This is a genomic window from Actinomadura sp. BRA 177 (assembly GCF_013372625.1).
GTDB lineage: Bacteria > Actinomycetota > Actinomycetes > Streptosporangiales > Streptosporangiaceae > Spirillospora.
This window is the reverse complement of record NZ_JABXFD010000501.1, coordinates 1-15,584: the sequence shown is the minus strand read 5'-3', so window position 1 is coordinate 15,584 and position 15,584 is coordinate 1. Positions and strand designations below refer to the sequence as shown.

Below are 15,584 nucleotides of genomic sequence, written 5' to 3'. Positions count from 1 at the left end.
CTCCCCACCCCCCAAGCCCGACGGGGAAGGCACTTCGGCGCATCCGGCCGCAGTGCGGACACGACCGGTACGGGACCCGGAACACCCGATCCAAGAGCCGCCCCAGCCCGACAAGAGCACCGCCCGCACGCCCGACGAAACAGCGCGTCCGCCAGCGCGGACACCGGACCGGGCACAGCCAGACGAGGAGCCACGTCCCCACGGGCGAACCCCGGAAGCGGCACGCCTCAACCCTCCGCAGACGTCACCGAGCCGGCAGGCAGCACTCTCCACCGAGTCACGAGACGTACGCGTGCCGGCTCGCGGCACCACAGGAGCCTCACCCCTCGACACTTCGCAGACGTCACCGAGCCGGCAGGCAGCACTTTCCGCCGAGCCGCGAGGCGTGCGCGTGCAAGCTCGTGGGGCTGAGGGAGTGGCGCACCTTGGCGGTTCGCGGGTGTCGTCGGGCGCGCGGCACCGCCGCACCGGTCATCACGCTCTTCGGCATCGACGCCGCGGTGCTGCTGAGCGGCGCGGTCATCACCGAGACCGTGTTCAACCTTCCGGGGATCGGCAAGCTCGCCGTCGACTCGGTGACCAACGCCGACCTGCCGATGCTGATGGGCGTGACCCTGGTGGCCGCCACCGCGATGATCGTCGCGAACATCGTCGTGGACGCCTGCTACGCGCTGATCGACCCCCGGGTGAGGACGTCATGAGCCCGCTGCTGTCCGTCCGCGACCTGCGGGTGCGGTTCTCCGTCGACGACGGGACGGTGCACGCGGTCAACGGGCTGTCGTTCGATCTGGAGGCCGGGCGCACGCTCGCGATCGTCGGGGAGTCCGGCTCCGGGAAGTCGGTGGCCAACCTGGCGGTGCTCGGCCTGCACGACCGGCGCCGCACCGAGGTGACGGGCTCGATCCGCTTCGACGGCGCCGAGCTGACCGGGGCCTCCGAGCGGGAGCTGACCCGCGTCCGGGGCGACCGGATCGCGATGATCTTCCAGGATCCGCTGACGGCGCTGTCCCCGTACCACACCGTCGGCGCCCAGATAGCGGAGAGCTACCGCAGGCACCGGGGCGCCGGCCGCCGCGCGGCCGCGAAGCGGGCCGTCGAGGCGCTGGACCGGGTTGGCATCCCGCAGGCCGCCGCGCGGGCCCGCAGCCACCCGCACGAGTTCTCCGGCGGCATGCGGCAGCGCGCCATGATCGCGATGGCCCTGGTCTGCGAGCCCGACCTCCTCATCGCCGACGAGCCGACCACCGCGCTGGACGTCACCGTGCAGGCCCAGATCCTCGACCTGCTCGCGTCCATCCGGGAGGAGTACGGCACGGCGATCATCCTCGTCACCCACGACCTCGGCGTCGTCGCCGAGGCCGCCCAGGACATCCTGGTGATGTACGCGGGACGCTGCGTCGAGAACGGGCCGGTGCGAGAGGTGCTCGACGAGCCCCGGCACCCCTACACGCGCGGCCTCCTCGCCTCCACCCCGCGGCTCACGGGCGACGTCCACGCGGAGCTGACCGCCATTGAGGGAGTGCCGCCCAGCCTGCTCGAACCCCCGTCCGGCTGCCCCTTCGAGCCCCGCTGCCACTACACCGATCTGGTCGAGGGCGACCTGTGCCGGACCGTCCTCCCGCCGCTGCTCACCGGGGGCGGCCGCGGCTCGGCCTGCCACATCCCCCACCCGCGCTTCACCACGGAGAAGGACCGATGAACCCGTTGCTGCAGGTGGAAGGCCTCACCAAGCACTACCCGTCCGGCGGGTCCCGCCTCTTCGGACGCAGGAGCCCGGTCCGGGCGGTGGACGGCATCGGGTTCGAGGTCCCCGAAGGGCAGAGCCTCGGCCTCGTCGGCGAGTCGGGCTGCGGGAAGTCCACCACCGCCAAGATCGTCGCCGGGCTGGAGCGGCCCACCGCCGGCCGGGTCGTCTACCGCGGCGAGGACGTCGCCCGGATGAGGCGGCGGGAGTTCCGCGCGATCCGCCCCGAGATCCAGATGGTCTTCCAGGACCCGTACTCCTCGCTCAGCCCCCGGCACACCGTCGGCGCCATCATCGAGGGGCCGATGGAGGTCAACGGAATCGAGCCGCCCGGCGGGCGGCGCGCCCGCGTCCGGGAACTGCTGGAGCTGGTCGGGCTGGGCCCCGAGCACTACAACCGGTTCCCGCACGAGTTCTCCGGCGGGCAGCGGCAGCGGATCGGCATCGCCCGCGCCCTGGTCACCGAGCCGAAGCTGATCATCGCCGACGAGCCGGTGTCCGCGCTGGACGTCTCGGTGCAGGCGCAGGTGATCAACCTGCTGCGGCGGCTGCAGGCCGAGCTCGGGGTGTCGTTCCTGTTCATCGCGCACGACCTGGCCGTCGTCCGGTACTTCTGCCACCGGGTCGCCGTGATGTACCTGGGGAAGGTCGTGGAGGTCGCGGACCGGGAGACGCTGTACTCCGCCCCCGCCCACCCGTACACCAAGGCGCTGCTGTCGGCGGCCCCCGACCCCACCGGGACGGCCGGACGGGAGCGGATCCGGCTCACCGGGGACCTGCCCAGCCCGGCCGACCCGCCGTCCGGCTGCCGGTTCCGCACCCGCTGCTGGAAGGCCACCGAGCGGTGTGCGAGCGAGGAGCCCGTCCTCACCGGCGGCCCGCATCCGGTGGCCTGCCACTATCCCGAGACGTCCGCGGAGTCCGCGGCGGACCTCAGCGCCGAACCAGCGTGAGCAGCCGCTCGAAGACGGTCTCGCGGATGCCGAGAGCGTCGTGGGCGTGCTCGTTGGTGATCCAGGGACGCAGCCCCCGGATCGCGGCCGCGGTCGCCAGCGACATCTCACGGTCGACGTACATGTCGTCGTAGCAGATGAGCGCCGCCACCGGGACGGTGTTGCCGGCCAGCCGGTCCGCGTCGTACAGCGCGGGCCAGTCCGTCCGGGACGCCAACTCCCGCGCGCAGCCGGCCAGCGGGATCAGCGCCGGGTCCTCGTCGAACAGCCAGGGATAGATCATCTCCCCGGTGAAGCGGACGGGGCCGTCCCCGTCCAGGTCGAACTCGGGGAACTCGGCCCGGACGCGGTGGGCCGCCCAGCCGGACGCCCGGCCCTGGCAGTAGACCGACTCGTGCATCAGCGCGTAGAGCGGCTGCGTGGCGAAGGAGACGGCGGCGTCCACCCCGCGCAGGAAGGCGTCCGACAGTTCCTTGCCGCCGGGCCCGTCGACGAACGCCTCCGCCAGCAGATGGTGCAGCGCGTCGAACCGGCTCTCCGCGCCGAAGTGGATGCCGAGCGTCTGGAAGCGCCGCGGGGTGAGCCGGTCCCCGCCCGGCAGCCGGACGTCCCGCTCGCACAGCGCGTCCACCACCCGGCGGGCGGCCGGCGCGTCATCGGGATAGCGCTCGGCGTAGCGCTCGTTGTGCGCCAGGACGCGGGGGTAGGCGGCCCGGTAGACGTCCTCGGCCGACGCCTCCAGCGGCGGCAGCCCGCCGGTGATCAGCACCTCGCGCAGCCCTTCGGGCGCCCGGGACAGGTAGGTGACCGCGCAGAAGCCGCCGAAGCTCTGCCCGAGCACCGTCCAGGGCCGGTCCCCGGCGAGGTGGGCGCGCAGCAGTTCGGCGTCGGCGACGATGGCGTCGGCCCGGAAATGGCGGAGGTGCCCGGCCGGGTCGTCCAGCCCGGCGAGGGTCTGCCTGGTGGCCGGGGTGCTGCGGCCGGTTCCGCGCTGGTCCATCAGCACCACCCGGTACTCGCGGGTCGCCCGCCGCAGCCAGGCCGGCAGGTGGCGCGGTGCGGAGTGCCCGGGGCCGCCCTCCAGGTACAGCAGGAAGGGCAGGTCCGCCGCGGGCAGGTCCGGCGCGGTCACCTCCCTGGCGAACAGCTCGATCCGCCGTCCGCCCGGATCGGCGTGGTCGAGCGGGACGGTGAGGGTGTGCTCGGTGAAGACGAGCCCGGAGTGCCGATATATCACCTGGCCATCATCCCGAGTCGGCAGATCACACGGCCAATCCCGATCGTCTATATTCGGAGCGTTATGGGGTGAAAGTAGGTCGCTGTGCAGCTTGAGCTACGCCATCTGCGCGCGTTGTGCGCGATCGCCGACGCCGGGAGCCTGAGCCGGGCCGCCACGGTGGTCGGCGTCTCCCAGCCCGCCCTCACCGCCCAGCTCCAGCGGATCGAGGCCGCCCTGGGCGGCCAGGTCTTCCGGCGCGACCGGCTGGGCGTCAGCCCCACCCCGTTCGGCCTGTTCGTGCTGAGCCGCGCCCGCTCGGCCCTGGTCACCGTGGACGAGCTGCTGCTCGGCACCGCCGCCGAGCCCGACACCGCCCAGGTGCGCATCGGCGGCTACGCCAACACCGTCCTCAACGGCCTGCTGCGCGAGCTCTTCGAGATCCCCGGCATGCGGGTCACCGTGCACACCGAGTACTACCCCCGCCTGCTGCTCGACCTGCTGGCCTCACGCCGCCTGGACCTCGCCACCCTCATCGACTACCCGGGGAACGAGCTGCCCGCCGTCCCCTCGGTCAGCACCATGGTGATCACCACCGAACCGATCTTCATCGCGCTGCCGGAAACCCACCCGCTGGCCGCCGCGAAGGAGGTCGCCCTCGCCGACCTCGCCGACGCGGACTGGCTGGTCTCCCCGCCCGACGGCTCCGGCTGGCCGGAGGTCTTCTACTCCACCTGCCAGGAGGAGGGCTTCACCCCGCACGTCCTGCACACGACCAGCGACCGCGAGATGATCCGCACCCTGGTCCGCAAGAGCGGCGCCGTCGTCCCCTGCCAGGCGACCCTCCGGGAGGATCCCGACCTCGCGGTCCGCCCGCTGGCCGGATCCCCGCTGATCATGCGGCACCTCCTCGCCTGGCGCGACGGCGGCCCCCTCGCCGACCGCGCCGCCGAGCTGGCCGCCGCCGCCCGCACCGTCTACCTCGAAGCCGCCACCGAGAACCCCACCTACAAGGCCTGGCTCTCCAGCGCGGAGAACGCCACCGGATAGCGTCGGTACTCAGGCTCTAGGAGGCGGGGACGTGGCGCGCAGCGCGACCAGGGAGAAGCTGTTCGGCGCGGCGATCGAGCTGATCGCCGAGAGCGGGCTGGCCGCGACCACCGTCGACCAGATCGCCGAGCGGGCCGGGGTCGCCAAGGGCACCGTCTACTACAACTTCGGCAGCAAGGCGGCGCTGTTCGCGGCGCTGCTGGAGTACGGGGTCGACCGGCTGGCGACCGCGCTGCGGGACGCCGCGTCCGGCAAGGCCCCGCTGGACGCGCTGGAGGCCGTCGTCGCCGCCGAGCTGGCGTTCATCGGCGAGCACGAGTCGTTCGCCCGGCTGCTGATCGCCGAGACGTGGCGGTCCGGCGGCGACTGGCAGCGCACCGCACGGCTGATCCGGGAGCGTGCCATTGGGGTGATCGCGGACGTGCTGCGCGACGCGGTCGCCGCCGGTGATCTGCGCGCCGACCTCGACACCGGGACCGCCGCGTCCGCCGTGTTCGGGATGGTGCTGACCGTCGCGCTCGACTGGCGCGCCCTCCAGCCGGGACGCCCGCTCGCCGACGTCCAGGCCACTTTGATGGATCTGCTGCGCGGCCGGCTCACCGGTTAGGGGAGGTTGCGGATCTCTTCGATGATGCCGGGCATCGCCGCGTTGTTCTCGCGGATCCAGCGGAGCAGGACGTCGAACTCCTCGTCGGTGTAGGTGCCGAGACGCTCGTAGAAGGCGCGGGAGATCGGCTCGAAGTAGCGGGCGAAGTCGGCGACGTTCTCGTCGACCAGCTCGACGATCACGCGGCGGCGGTCGTCGGGGTCGCGGGTGCGCTTGACGTACCCGGCGCGCTCCAGCCGGTCGATGACGGCCGTGATCGCGCCGCCCGTCGTGATGCCCATCAGCTGCGCGAGCTGGCCGGGGGTCTGCGGGCCGTCCAGCATCAGCGCGTTCACGCACTGCGCGTCGCTGACGTTCAGTCCCGCCTTGCTCGCGGTGGCGTGGTGCAGCAGGACGGTGAACATGGTGCTGCGCTGCATCGCCCGCTGCAGCTCGTCCAACCGCTCGCGGTCCGGGGTCGACACGCCCACCTCTCCCTCTGCCTCTTGTGGGGAGAGCCTAGTGTCCGGATCCGGACAGGACCACCGCGGACGGCGCGGCATGTGGCGGAGGACTCAGCCGATCATGATCAGGGCACCTCCAGGTCACCCCTATCATGGACTTGTTAGGACCACTAACAGAGGTCCGCTCCTGGCCCCGAATCCCACGAAGGTTCGGGGCCGACCTGTAGCGTGCCTCCCCTACTGGGCCTCCTCCGCCACCTGCTTGGCCCACCGGTAGTCCGCCTTGCCCGCCGGCGAGCGCTTCATCTCGTCGACGAACGCGTAGACGCGCGGCACCTTGTAGCCCGACAGCTCGCGGCGGCAGTGCGCGTCCAGCTCCTCGTCAGAGGGCGGTGCGTCGCCGGACGGCTGGATGACCGCCGCGACGCGGTTGCCCCAGCGCTCGTCCGGAATGCCCGTCACGACCGCGTCGTACACGCCCGGATGCCCCTTGAGGACGGCCTCGACCTCCTCCGGGAACACCTTCTCGCCGCCCGTGTTGATCGCCTGGGAACCCCGGCCGTAGACGGCGATCGAGCCGTCCTCCTCGACGGTGGCGATGTCGCCGGTGAGCAGCCAGCGCTTGCCGTCCACCACCGGGAACGTCTTCGCCGTCTTCTCCGGGTCGTTGTAGTAGCCCTGCGCGATGTAACCGGTGCGGGCGACCTGCCCAATCACGCCCGAGCCCGGCTTGACCTGCTGGAACGCGTCGTCCAGGACGGTCACGTTCTCGACGTCCGGGGCGAACCGCAGGCCCTTCTCCGGCGTTGACCCGGCGACTGCCTCGGCCGTCGAACCCGACTCCGTCGACCCGAACCGGTCCAGGATCATGACGTTCGGCAGCAGCTTCTGGATGCGGTCGCGGACCGTCCCGGTGAAGATCGCGCCCGTGGAGACGTAGGCGAACAGCGAGGACGTGTCGTACTCGCCGCGCGCCAGCTCCTCCGCCATCGGGATCGCCATCGCGTCCCCGGTGATCGTCAGCGAGTTGACCTTCTCCCGCTCGATCGTCGCCCACACGTCCGCCGCGTCGAACTTGCGCGTGTAGACGAGCGTCGCGCCCATGAACCAGGCGATGAACGTGGCCACCTGCGCGGCCCCGTGCATCAGCGGCGCCACCGGCATCATGATCAGCGGGCCGCTGTTGCGGGCGTTCTCCACGATGTCCTCGGGCTTCGACGGGCGCTGCACCGTCGGGTTCCAGAACGCGAAGATGATCTGCTCGGTCGACCACATGACGCCCTTCGGCATCCCGGTCGTCCCGCCCGTGTAGATGATGTACATGTCGTCGCCGGACCGCGCCGGGAAGCCGCGCGTGCCGGGCGCGTCCCGCAGCGCCTCGTCGTAGGCGACCGCGCCCGGGATGGACGGCGTGCCGCCCACCGCGATCAGGTGCCTCAGCTCCGGCACCTCCGGGACGGTCGCGGCGACCTTGTCCTCGAACTCCACGTCGTACAGCAGCGCGACGCTGTCGGAGTCCCGGTACACGTAGAACAGCTCGTTCTCCACGTACCGGTAGTTGACGTTGATCGGCACGGCCCGGATCTTCAGCGTCGCCAGCAGCGCCGCCGCGTACTCGACACCGTTGTAGAGCTGGACGGCGACATGCTGGCCGGGCCGGACGCCCGCGTCCGCCAGGTGGTGCGCGAGCCGGTTCGCGTGCTCGTCCAGCTCGGCGTACGTGAGCCGCTGATCGCCGCAGATCAGGGCGACACGGTCCCCGATCGCGTCCGCGACTCCCTCGAACAGGTCAGCGTGGTTGTACTCCATCGGACGTCCTCCGAAGGGGGGTCTTCGCGCCTCTTGGTTGTAGAAAATCAGGGTTTGTCGCTGCCGACTATCCACATCGCGAAGAACTGGGCGCCGCCGCCGTAGGCGTGGCCGAGCGCGCGCCGCGCACCGTCCACCTGGTGGTCGCCGGCCAGCCCGCGCACCTGCAGCGCAGCCTCCGCGAACCGGATCATCCCGGACGCGCCGATCGGGTTGGACGACAGCACGCCGCCGGACGGGTTCCACGGGATGTCGCCGTCGAACGCCGTCGCGCCCGCCTCGGTGAGCTTCCAGCCCTCGTTGTCGCCGCAGAACCCGAGGTTCTCCAGCCACATCGGCTCGTACCAGGAGAACGGGACGTACACCTCGGCGCAGTCGAGTTCGCTGCGCGGGTCGGTGATGCCCGCCTGCCGGTACACCTCCGCCGCCGCGTCCTTGCCGCCCTGCGGGCTCACGCTGTCGCGGCCGGCGAACGACATCGGCTCCGAGCGCATCGCCGTGCCGTGCACCCACGCGGGCTTGTTCGGCGCCTTCTTGGCCGCGTCCTCCGAGGCCAGCACCATCGCGCACGCGCCGTCCGAGGACGGGCACGTCTCCAGGTAGCGGATCGGCTCCCACAGCATCGGCGTCGACTCGACCATCTCGCGCGAGATGCCCGGAATCTTCAGGTGCGCGTAGGGGTTCCGCAGCGCGTTCTGCCGGTCCTTGACCGCGACGAGCGTCCCGATGTGGTCGGGCGCGCCGGCCCTGGCCATGTAGGCGCGGATGTGCGGCGCGAAGTAGCCGCCCGCGCCGACGACGAGGGACGTGGTGAACGGCCCGTTCACCGTCAGCGCCCATGTCGCGTTCGACTCCGACTGCTTCTCCCACGCGATCGTGAGGACCCGCTCGTGCACCCCGGACTGGATCAGGTTCGCGGCGACGATCGCCGTGGACCCGCCGACCGAGCCGGCCGTGTGCACCCGCAGCATCGGCTTGCCGGTCGCGCCGATCGCGTCCGCCAGGAAGATCTCCGGCATCACGACGCCCTCGAACAGGTCGGGCGCCTTGCCGACCACGACTGCGTCGATGTCCTTCCAGGTCAGCCCGGCGTCGTCGAGGGCTCGGCGGGCCGCCTCGCGGAGCAGCCCGGCCATCGACACGTCCAGCCGCTTGGTCTTGTACTCGGTCTGCCCGATGCCGATGACCGCACAGGAATTAGCCATTGTTGTTCTCTCCCGACAGCACGCAGACGAGGTTCTGCTGGAGGCAGGGGCCGGACGCGGCATGCCCGAGCGCCTTGGCCGCCGTCCCGTCGTGGATGCGGGACGCGGCCTCGCCGATGCGGATGAGGCCCGCCGCCATCACCGGGTTCGCCGACAGCGCCCCGCCGGACGGGTTGACCGTCACGCCGTCGTCCAGGCCGAGCGCCTCGCGCAGGATCAGCTCCTCATGGCTGAACTGCGCGTGCAGCTCCGCGACCTCGATGCCGGTCGCGCCGGCCTTCTCCCCCGCCAGGCGGGTGGCCGGCGACCGGGTCAGGTCGCGGACGCCGAGCGCGTGCGGCTCGGTGCGGTGGTCGATGCCGGTGATCCACGCGGGCCGCTCGCACAGCTCCCGCGCCTTGTCGCCAGCAGCGAGGACGATCGCCGCCGCGCCGTCGGTGATCGGCGCGACGTCGTAGGGACGCAGCGGCGCCACGTCGTAGTCGTCGCCCTCGGGGTCCGGCAGGTGCAGCGCGAACGGGTTGTCGCGGCCGGACGCCCGGGACCGCGCGGCGACCGCGCGCAGGTCGTCCTCCTTGACGCCCGACTTGTCCATGTACGCACGGGCCTGCATGGCGGCCATCGACACCTGGTCGACGCCGAGCGGCGCCAGGTGGTACGGGTCGAGCTGCTGCGTCATGATCGCGCGGAGGTCGCCCTGGGACGACTTGCCGAACCCGTACACCAGCGCCGTGTCGATCTCGCCGATCTGGAGCTTCACCCACGCCTCGTACAGCGCCCACGCACCGTCCATCTCGACGTGGCTCTCGGCGATCGGCGGCCACGCGCCCAGCGTGTCGAGCGCGGACACGAACGCGAACGGCGCGCCCTGCAGGTAGTCGCACGAGCCCGAGCAGGTGAAGCCGAAGCGGGACAGCCCGGTCCGCTCCTTGATCTCGGTGATCACCGGCAGGACCATCTCGGTCTCCGCGATCCCCTGGTCCTCACCGCTGTGCTGGCTCTGTGCGAACGCGACTACTGCGACATCACGCATTACATGTAGTCCTTGATCTCTTCGAAGGGGACGTCGGGCTCGTCGATCGGCTCGAACCACTTGATGTTGGACATCGAGTTGGTCCACTCCTCGCGAGGCCGCCACGCCGCCTTCACCCGCATGCCCATCCGCACCTGGTCGGCCGGGATGCCCGCGACCAGCGTCAGCATCGTCAGGCCCGCGCCGTCCAGCAGGACGTAGCCGGACACGAACGGCACCTCGGGCGCGCGCGGGTCGGGGATGTTGTTGACCGCGAAGGTGGTGACGGTGCCGGTGTCGGGCAGCTCCACCTCCTCGGACGTGGGGACGCCGTCGCGCGGGCAGAAGCCCTTCATCGGCACGATGACCTTCTCGCACACCTGGCAGCGGTGCCCGATCAGCCGGCCCTCGGCGACCCCCTCCAGGAACCGGCCGAGCGCCCGGCCGCCCTTCAGCCGGTACTCCAGCCCGGCCTTCGGGTTGATCATCGTGACTTCCGGCAGGAAGCACTCGATGTCGCCGATCGTCCCGGTGCGCTCCGCGCGGTACTTCGGCCGCACCCGCATCCCGGTCTTCAGGAACTTCGGCGGCTTCGCGCCCGCCTCGAAGACGCCGAGGTCGAGCGCGTGCAGCAGCGCGGTGTCGGCGCCGTCCGGGCGGACCAGCGCCCACGCGAACGGGCGGTCGAACGGGTGCTCCTCGGCCGGGTTCGGCACCCACGACCAGGTCGTGACGGTGCCGGCCGGGCCGACCTCGACGAACTCGTCCGTCACGTCCTCGCCGGTGTCGGGGTCGCACTCCTGCGGCGGGACGATCACCCGGCCGCCCGCCGTGCGGACGCCGACCATCCGGCCGTCGCGCAGCTCGCTCAGGAAGCGGCCGATGACCGGGCCGACCGAGCGGGTATAGCCGCCGGGGAATGCGACGACGTGGTTCGGCTCAGATGGCACCGTGTCAGATGGCAACGTCGCGGTCCTTCCAGTACGGGTCCCGCAGCTTGCGCTTGAGGAGCTTGCCGTTGGGCTCGCGCGGCATCGTCTCGATGAAGTCGATGGAGCGCGGCCACTTCATCTTGGCGAGCCGGCCCTCCAGCGACCTGAGGATCTCGGCGGCCAGCTCCTCGCCGGGCTCGACGCCCTCGGCCGGCTCGACGACGGCCTTGATCTGCTCGCCCCACTCCTCGTCCGGGATGCCGAACACGGCGACGTCCCCGACCTTCGAGTGCAGGATGATCTCGTTCTCGATCTCGGCCGGGTAGATGTTCGCGCCGCCCGAGATGATCATGTCGGCCTTGCGGTCGGACAGGAACAGGAACCCGTCCTCGGTCAGGTAGCCGATGTCGCCGACGGTGAAGAAGTCCTTGAGGCGGTTCTTCTCCGTCTTCTCCTTGTCGCCCTTGTACTCGAACTCGACGCCGGCCATCTTCATGTAGATCGTGCCGTGCGTCCCGGTCGGGACGGGCTCGCCGTCGTCGTCCACGATCAGCAGCTCACTGATCGGCCAGGCGTTGCCGACGGTGCCGGGGTGCTCGCGCCAGTCGGCCGGGCTCGCGATCGTCCCGCCGCCCTCGGTCGCCGCGTAGTACTCCCAGATGCAGTCGCCCCACCATTCGAGCATCTGCTGCTTGATCGGCACCGGGCACGGCGCCGCGGCGTGGATCGCCCACTTCATGCTCGACACGTCGTACCCGGACCGGACGTCCTCGGGCAGCGACAGCAGCCGCTTGAAGTGCGTCGGCACCATGTGGGTGTTGCTCACACGGTGTTCTTGGATCACTCTGAGGGTGTCTTCGGCGTCCCACTTGTCCATGTAGACGAGCGTGTGGCCCATCTGCAGGGCGGTGCCGCCGAACTGGGTGACGGCCGTGTGGTAGTTCGGCGAGGTGATCAGATGGGCCTGGTGCTCGCCCCCCGCGGGGATACCCGGCGGGATGCCGAACAGGCCGAGCAGGAACGTCATGAGCTCGGCGCTGTCGTCGGGGTCGATGCCCATCAGCGCCCGCTTGACGCCCTTCGGCCGTCCCGTCGTCCCGGACGTGTAGTGCATCGTGGCGCCGTTGCTGCGATCGTCCGGCAGCGTGTCCGGCTGACCGTCGACCAGCTCCTCGAACGGCCGGAAGCCCTCGACGTCGCCGAACGCGAACCGCCGGTGCGCCTCGATCTCCTCACCGGCCCGCACGCCCTCCTGGGCGTACCGCTCGTGGACGAAGAACGCCTTGGCCTCGCTGTCGGAGACGATGTACCCGATCTCCGGCCCGGTCAGGTGCCAGTTGATCGGCGTGTAGTACCAGCCGGCCTGCAGCGCCGCCAGATACAGGACGAGGCCCTCGGAACCGTTCGGAACGAGCCCGCAGATGCCGTCGCCCTTCTCCAGCCCCAGCGCGCGCAGCCCGTGGACGAGCCGGTTCGCGCGGGCCAGCAGATCGCCCGCGGCGTGTTTCGTCCCGTCCGGATCAACGCACGCGACCCAGTCGGGATCGGCCTGCGCCAACCGCCAAAAGCCCAATGACCCCATCGGAACTCCCCTACGTGAGCACGGTGAGCACCGTCACACGGCGGCGCCCGGCAGCCAAAGTAGATCACGTTCTCGTTTTGGAGTTCAACCCCTACCGGTAGGGCAAGGGCTTAACTAGAATCTGTTCTCGTTTGACATCCCGGCTGGAGGAACCCATGGCGGAACGGCTGCCGATCGGCACCGAGCACTGCATCGTCGAGCGCGACGGCCACGTCGTCACCGTCACGATGAACCGGCCCGAGGCGCGCAACGCGCTCAGCACCGCGATGCTCGTCGGTCTCGCCGACGCCTGGGCCTACATGTCGGACACGCCCGAGGTCCGCGTCGGCATCCTCACCGGAGCCGACGGCACCTTCTGCGCCGGCGCGGACCTGAAGGCGATGAGCCAGCCGTCCTCGGACCCGCGCGTGCAGGAGCGGGCCGCGCAGATCACCGACTACCACTGGAAGGGCCTGCTGCGCGACGGCCGCCCCACCAAGCCGCTCATCTGCGCCATCGAGGGCTACGCCGTCGCCGGCGGCACCGAACTCCTGGCCGGCACCGACCTGCGCGTCGTCGCCGAGGGCGCCACCCTCGGCCTCTTCGAGGCCAAGCGCGGCCTGTTCCCCATGGGCGGCAGCGCCGTCCGCCTGCCCCGCCAGATCGGCACCGCCGCCGCGCTCGACATCCTGCTGACCGCCCGCGAGGTGACCCCGCAGGAGGCCCTCGCCATGGGCCTGATCAACAAGGTCGTCCCGGACGGCCGGGCCCTCGCCGCGGCCCGCGAGATGGCCGACCAGATCGCCGCCTGCGCACCACTGTCCGTCCAGGCCATCCTGCGCGCCGTCCGCGAGACCGAGCACCTCCCCGAGGAGGAGGCCCTCAAGATCTCCGACGAGATCGGCTGGCCCGTCTTCGCCTCCGAGGACGCCAAGGAAGGCTCCCGCGCCTTCAAGGAAAAGCGCCCCGCCACCTACCACGGCAAGTGATACCGCGTCCGCGACGGACGACGAAGCGGCGACGGGGTGCCGCCTTCTCGGCATCGATGGACGAGTGGGAGCCAAGTCCGACGAGGAACTCATGACTGAGATTCTCAACTCGCCCATTATCGGGCGTCCGTAATTCGGCTGGAGTTTGCGGAGATCCTTCCGTGGCATCGCTTGGGGGCGAAGCGAGTCACGGAAGGACTGAGCAGGCCATGGCCTTGCACCTAGGACGCAGGCGGAGCACGACCACCGAGGAGGCGCCCCCACGGCGGCGGCTGTGGCCGCGGCGGAACGCGGGCACAGGCACGGACGACGCCGCGAAGACCGTGGTGGTCGAGCGGAAGCCGGCCCGGTGGCGGCGCAGCAGGCCGAACCCGGTCAGCGCGATGATCATGGCGGCGGGCTGGGCCGCCGCCGCGATCCTGGTCCTCGGGATGCTGCTGACCTGGGGCGACGCGAATCCAGGCAACACCCTCGTGGACGCGACACTGGACGCGGGCCGCTGGCTCGCCACGCCGTTCCGCGACGCCTTCACGCGGACCGACCCCGAGCAGCAGCTCTACATCAACTGGACGATCGCCGCCGTCGTCTACTACGTCCTGGCCCGCGCCCTCTCCTGGATGACCCGCTTCTGAGCATGCGGAGGGCCCCGGGCGGCACTGAGGGGATGGCGCCGGCCGGGGCCCGTGGGGAGGGTCAGGCTTCGGTGATGGTGTTGAGGCGCTCCAGGGCCTCGACGTACTCCTCGATCAGGTCGTAGACGACCTGGGCGGCCGGCTTGATCTGGTTCATCGAGCCGACGATCTGGCCGACCGGGAAGGTGACCAGCTCGCCGTCGCCGGACCGCTGGATGCGCGGCAGGGCGTCCGCGATCAGCATGAACTGCATGGGCATCGGCAGGTAGCCGGGCGACTGCTCGCTCTCCCAGGCCTCCGTCCACGCGGTCTTGAGGAAGCGCGCGGGCTTGCCCGTCCACGCGCGGGACCGGACGGTGTCGCGGGACGTGGCGCTGAGCAGCTTCGGCAGGGCGCGCTCGGGGGTGTCCGCCTCGTCGACGGTCAGCCAGATCGAGCCCGTCCACACGCCGTCCGCGCCGAGCGCCATGCCCGCGGCCATCTGCCGGCCCCGGCCGATGCCGCCCGCGGCCAGCACGATGGTGTCCTCACCGACCGCGTCCACCACCTCGGGGATCAGCACCATCGTGGACACGTCGCCGGTGTGGCCGCCGGCCTCGGCGCCCTGCGCGACGATGATGTCGACGCCCACCTCGACCTGCTTGCGGGCGTGCCGGGCGTTGGAGGCGAGGCCCGCGACCTTCACGCCGTGCTCGTGCGCCTGCTCGACGACGTCCGCCGGGGGCGGGCCGAGCGCGTTCGCGAGCAGCGCGATCGGGTGCTTGAGCGCCACCTCGACCTGCGGCCGCGCGGTCACGTCCGTCCACCCGAGCAGCGCCTTGCCGGCCTTCTCGGACGGCGGGTCGACGCCGTGCTCGGCGAGCAGGTCCTCCAGGAATTTCCGGTTCTCGGCCGGGATCATGCCCTGCAGCTTGCCGAGCAGCTCCTCGGCGTCGCCCATGTCGGCGCCCTCGTACTTGGCCGGCATGACGACGTCCACGCCGTACGGCTTGCCGCCGACGTTCTCGTCCAGCCACTTGAGTTCGAGCTCAAGCTCCTCGGGGGTGAAGTGCAGGGCGCCGAGGACGCCCATGCCGCCGGCGCGGCTCACCGCCGCGACCACATCGCGGCAGTGACTGAACGCAAAGATCGAGTACTCGATGCCGAATAGTTCGGTGACTCGTGTCCGCACAGCCTCGACCCTAAGCTCGCACCCGCAAAACTGCAACAGGTTCTACTTACAAATCTCAGCACGGCCGCATGGGGAGGCTGGGCACGTCGCCAGACTAGAACGCGTATCAGCGCAGCAGGGGCGGACATGCGAAACGGCCCGCGCGGAGGGCGCGGGCCGTGTGCCATCAGGGTCAGCGGCGCTTGGACGGGCCGGCGGCCTTGCGCTGCTGGCGCTGGCTGCCGGCCCGTCCAAGCGCCGCTGACCCTGATGGCACACGG

The 15,584-nt window shown here is 71.0% G+C and carries 15 protein-coding genes; 7 read left to right on the top strand and 8 right to left on the bottom strand.

Translation table 11 applies throughout. From position 1 onward, the window contains the following. Window positions 1-425 precede the first annotated feature (425 nt). The 3 genes from HUX53_RS40265 to HUX53_RS29365 are packed head-to-tail and all read left to right on the top strand — an operon-like array spanning window position 426 to window position 2,697. The gene (locus HUX53_RS40265) at window positions 426-701 is read left to right on the top strand and encodes an ABC transporter permease (RefSeq protein ID WP_217920064.1); all 276 of its coding nucleotides are present in this window, start codon (window positions 426-428) and stop codon (window positions 699-701) included. Continuing rightward, window positions 698-1,699: an ABC transporter ATP-binding protein gene (locus tag HUX53_RS29370; RefSeq protein ID WP_176406470.1), complete on the top strand. Its 1,002-nt coding sequence runs from the start codon at window positions 698-700 to the stop codon at window positions 1,697-1,699. The genes HUX53_RS40265 and HUX53_RS29370 overlap by 4 nt, the downstream gene beginning before the upstream one ends. Then, window positions 1,696-2,697, top strand: coding sequence for an ABC transporter ATP-binding protein (locus HUX53_RS29365; protein WP_176406469.1), 1,002 nt, complete (start codon window positions 1,696-1,698; stop codon window positions 2,695-2,697). The genes HUX53_RS29370 and HUX53_RS29365 overlap by 4 nt, the downstream gene beginning before the upstream one ends. Here HUX53_RS29365 and HUX53_RS29360 read toward each other — a convergent pair. Further along, window positions 2,678-3,934: an alpha/beta fold hydrolase gene (locus HUX53_RS29360; protein ID WP_176406468.1), complete on the bottom strand. Its 1,257-nt coding sequence runs from the start codon at window positions 3,932-3,934 to the stop codon at window positions 2,678-2,680. The genes HUX53_RS29365 and HUX53_RS29360 overlap by 20 nt on opposite strands. 84 nt (window positions 3,935-4,018) lie before the next feature. On the opposite strand from HUX53_RS29360, the gene HUX53_RS29355 reads away from it, so the two are divergent. After that, the gene (locus HUX53_RS29355; RefSeq protein ID WP_176406467.1) at window positions 4,019-4,963 is read left to right on the top strand and encodes a LysR family transcriptional regulator; all 945 of its coding nucleotides are present in this window, start codon (window positions 4,019-4,021) and stop codon (window positions 4,961-4,963) included. Window positions 4,964-4,994: 31 nt separating this feature from the next. Further along, complete coding sequence (locus HUX53_RS29350; protein WP_176406466.1) at window positions 4,995-5,570, top strand: TetR/AcrR family transcriptional regulator; 576 nt, start codon at window positions 4,995-4,997, stop codon at window positions 5,568-5,570. Here the strand turns inward: HUX53_RS29350 and HUX53_RS29345 are convergent. The 6 genes from HUX53_RS29345 to HUX53_RS29320 all read right to left on the bottom strand — a co-directional run bounded on the left by HUX53_RS29345 (window position 5,567) and on the right by HUX53_RS29320 (window position 12,553). Then, complete coding sequence (locus HUX53_RS29345) at window positions 5,567-6,034, bottom strand: MarR family transcriptional regulator (RefSeq protein ID WP_176406465.1); 468 nt, start codon at window positions 6,032-6,034, stop codon at window positions 5,567-5,569. The genes HUX53_RS29350 and HUX53_RS29345 overlap by 4 nt on opposite strands. Window positions 6,035-6,250: 216 nt before the next feature. Next, window positions 6,251-7,822: an acyl-CoA synthetase gene (locus HUX53_RS29340; RefSeq protein WP_176406464.1), complete on the bottom strand. Its 1,572-nt coding sequence runs from the start codon at window positions 7,820-7,822 to the stop codon at window positions 6,251-6,253. Between the two features lie 47 nt (window positions 7,823-7,869). Beyond that, entirely contained in the window at window positions 7,870-9,027 is a 1,158-nt protein-coding gene (locus tag HUX53_RS29335; protein WP_176406463.1) for a thiolase domain-containing protein, read from the bottom strand. Beyond that, window positions 9,020-10,060, bottom strand: coding sequence for a thiolase domain-containing protein (locus HUX53_RS29330; RefSeq protein WP_176406462.1), 1,041 nt, complete (start codon window positions 10,058-10,060; stop codon window positions 9,020-9,022). Before HUX53_RS29330 ends, HUX53_RS29335 begins: the two co-directional genes overlap by 8 nt. Next, the gene (locus HUX53_RS29325) at window positions 10,060-10,989 is read right to left on the bottom strand and encodes a Zn-ribbon domain-containing OB-fold protein (protein WP_176406461.1); all 930 of its coding nucleotides are present in this window, start codon (window positions 10,987-10,989) and stop codon (window positions 10,060-10,062) included. The genes HUX53_RS29330 and HUX53_RS29325 overlap by 1 nt, the downstream gene beginning before the upstream one ends. Before the next feature lie 4 nt (window positions 10,990-10,993). Next, window positions 10,994-12,553 (bottom strand): acyl-CoA synthetase, encoded by a 1,560-nt coding sequence (locus HUX53_RS29320; protein ID WP_176406460.1) that lies wholly within the window; start codon window positions 12,551-12,553, stop codon window positions 10,994-10,996. A gap of 155 nt (window positions 12,554-12,708) precedes the next feature. Between HUX53_RS29320 and HUX53_RS29315 the strand changes: the two genes are divergently transcribed. Both HUX53_RS29315 and HUX53_RS29310 read left to right on the top strand, forming a co-directional pair. Beyond that, on the top strand, window positions 12,709-13,521 hold the full coding sequence (locus tag HUX53_RS29315) for a crotonase/enoyl-CoA hydratase family protein (protein ID WP_176406459.1): 813 nt from the start codon (window positions 12,709-12,711) through the stop codon (window positions 13,519-13,521). Window positions 13,522-13,730: 209 nt separating this feature from the next. Beyond that, window positions 13,731-14,153, top strand: a complete 423-nt coding sequence (locus tag HUX53_RS29310) for a hypothetical protein (protein WP_176406458.1) — start codon at window positions 13,731-13,733, stop codon at window positions 14,151-14,153. Between the two features lie 61 nt (window positions 14,154-14,214). Here HUX53_RS29310 and HUX53_RS29305 read toward each other — a convergent pair whose 3' ends face one another. After that, window positions 14,215-15,324: a nitronate monooxygenase family protein gene (locus HUX53_RS29305; protein WP_176406457.1), complete on the bottom strand. Its 1,110-nt coding sequence runs from the start codon at window positions 15,322-15,324 to the stop codon at window positions 14,215-14,217. Window positions 15,325-15,584 lie beyond the last annotated feature (260 nt).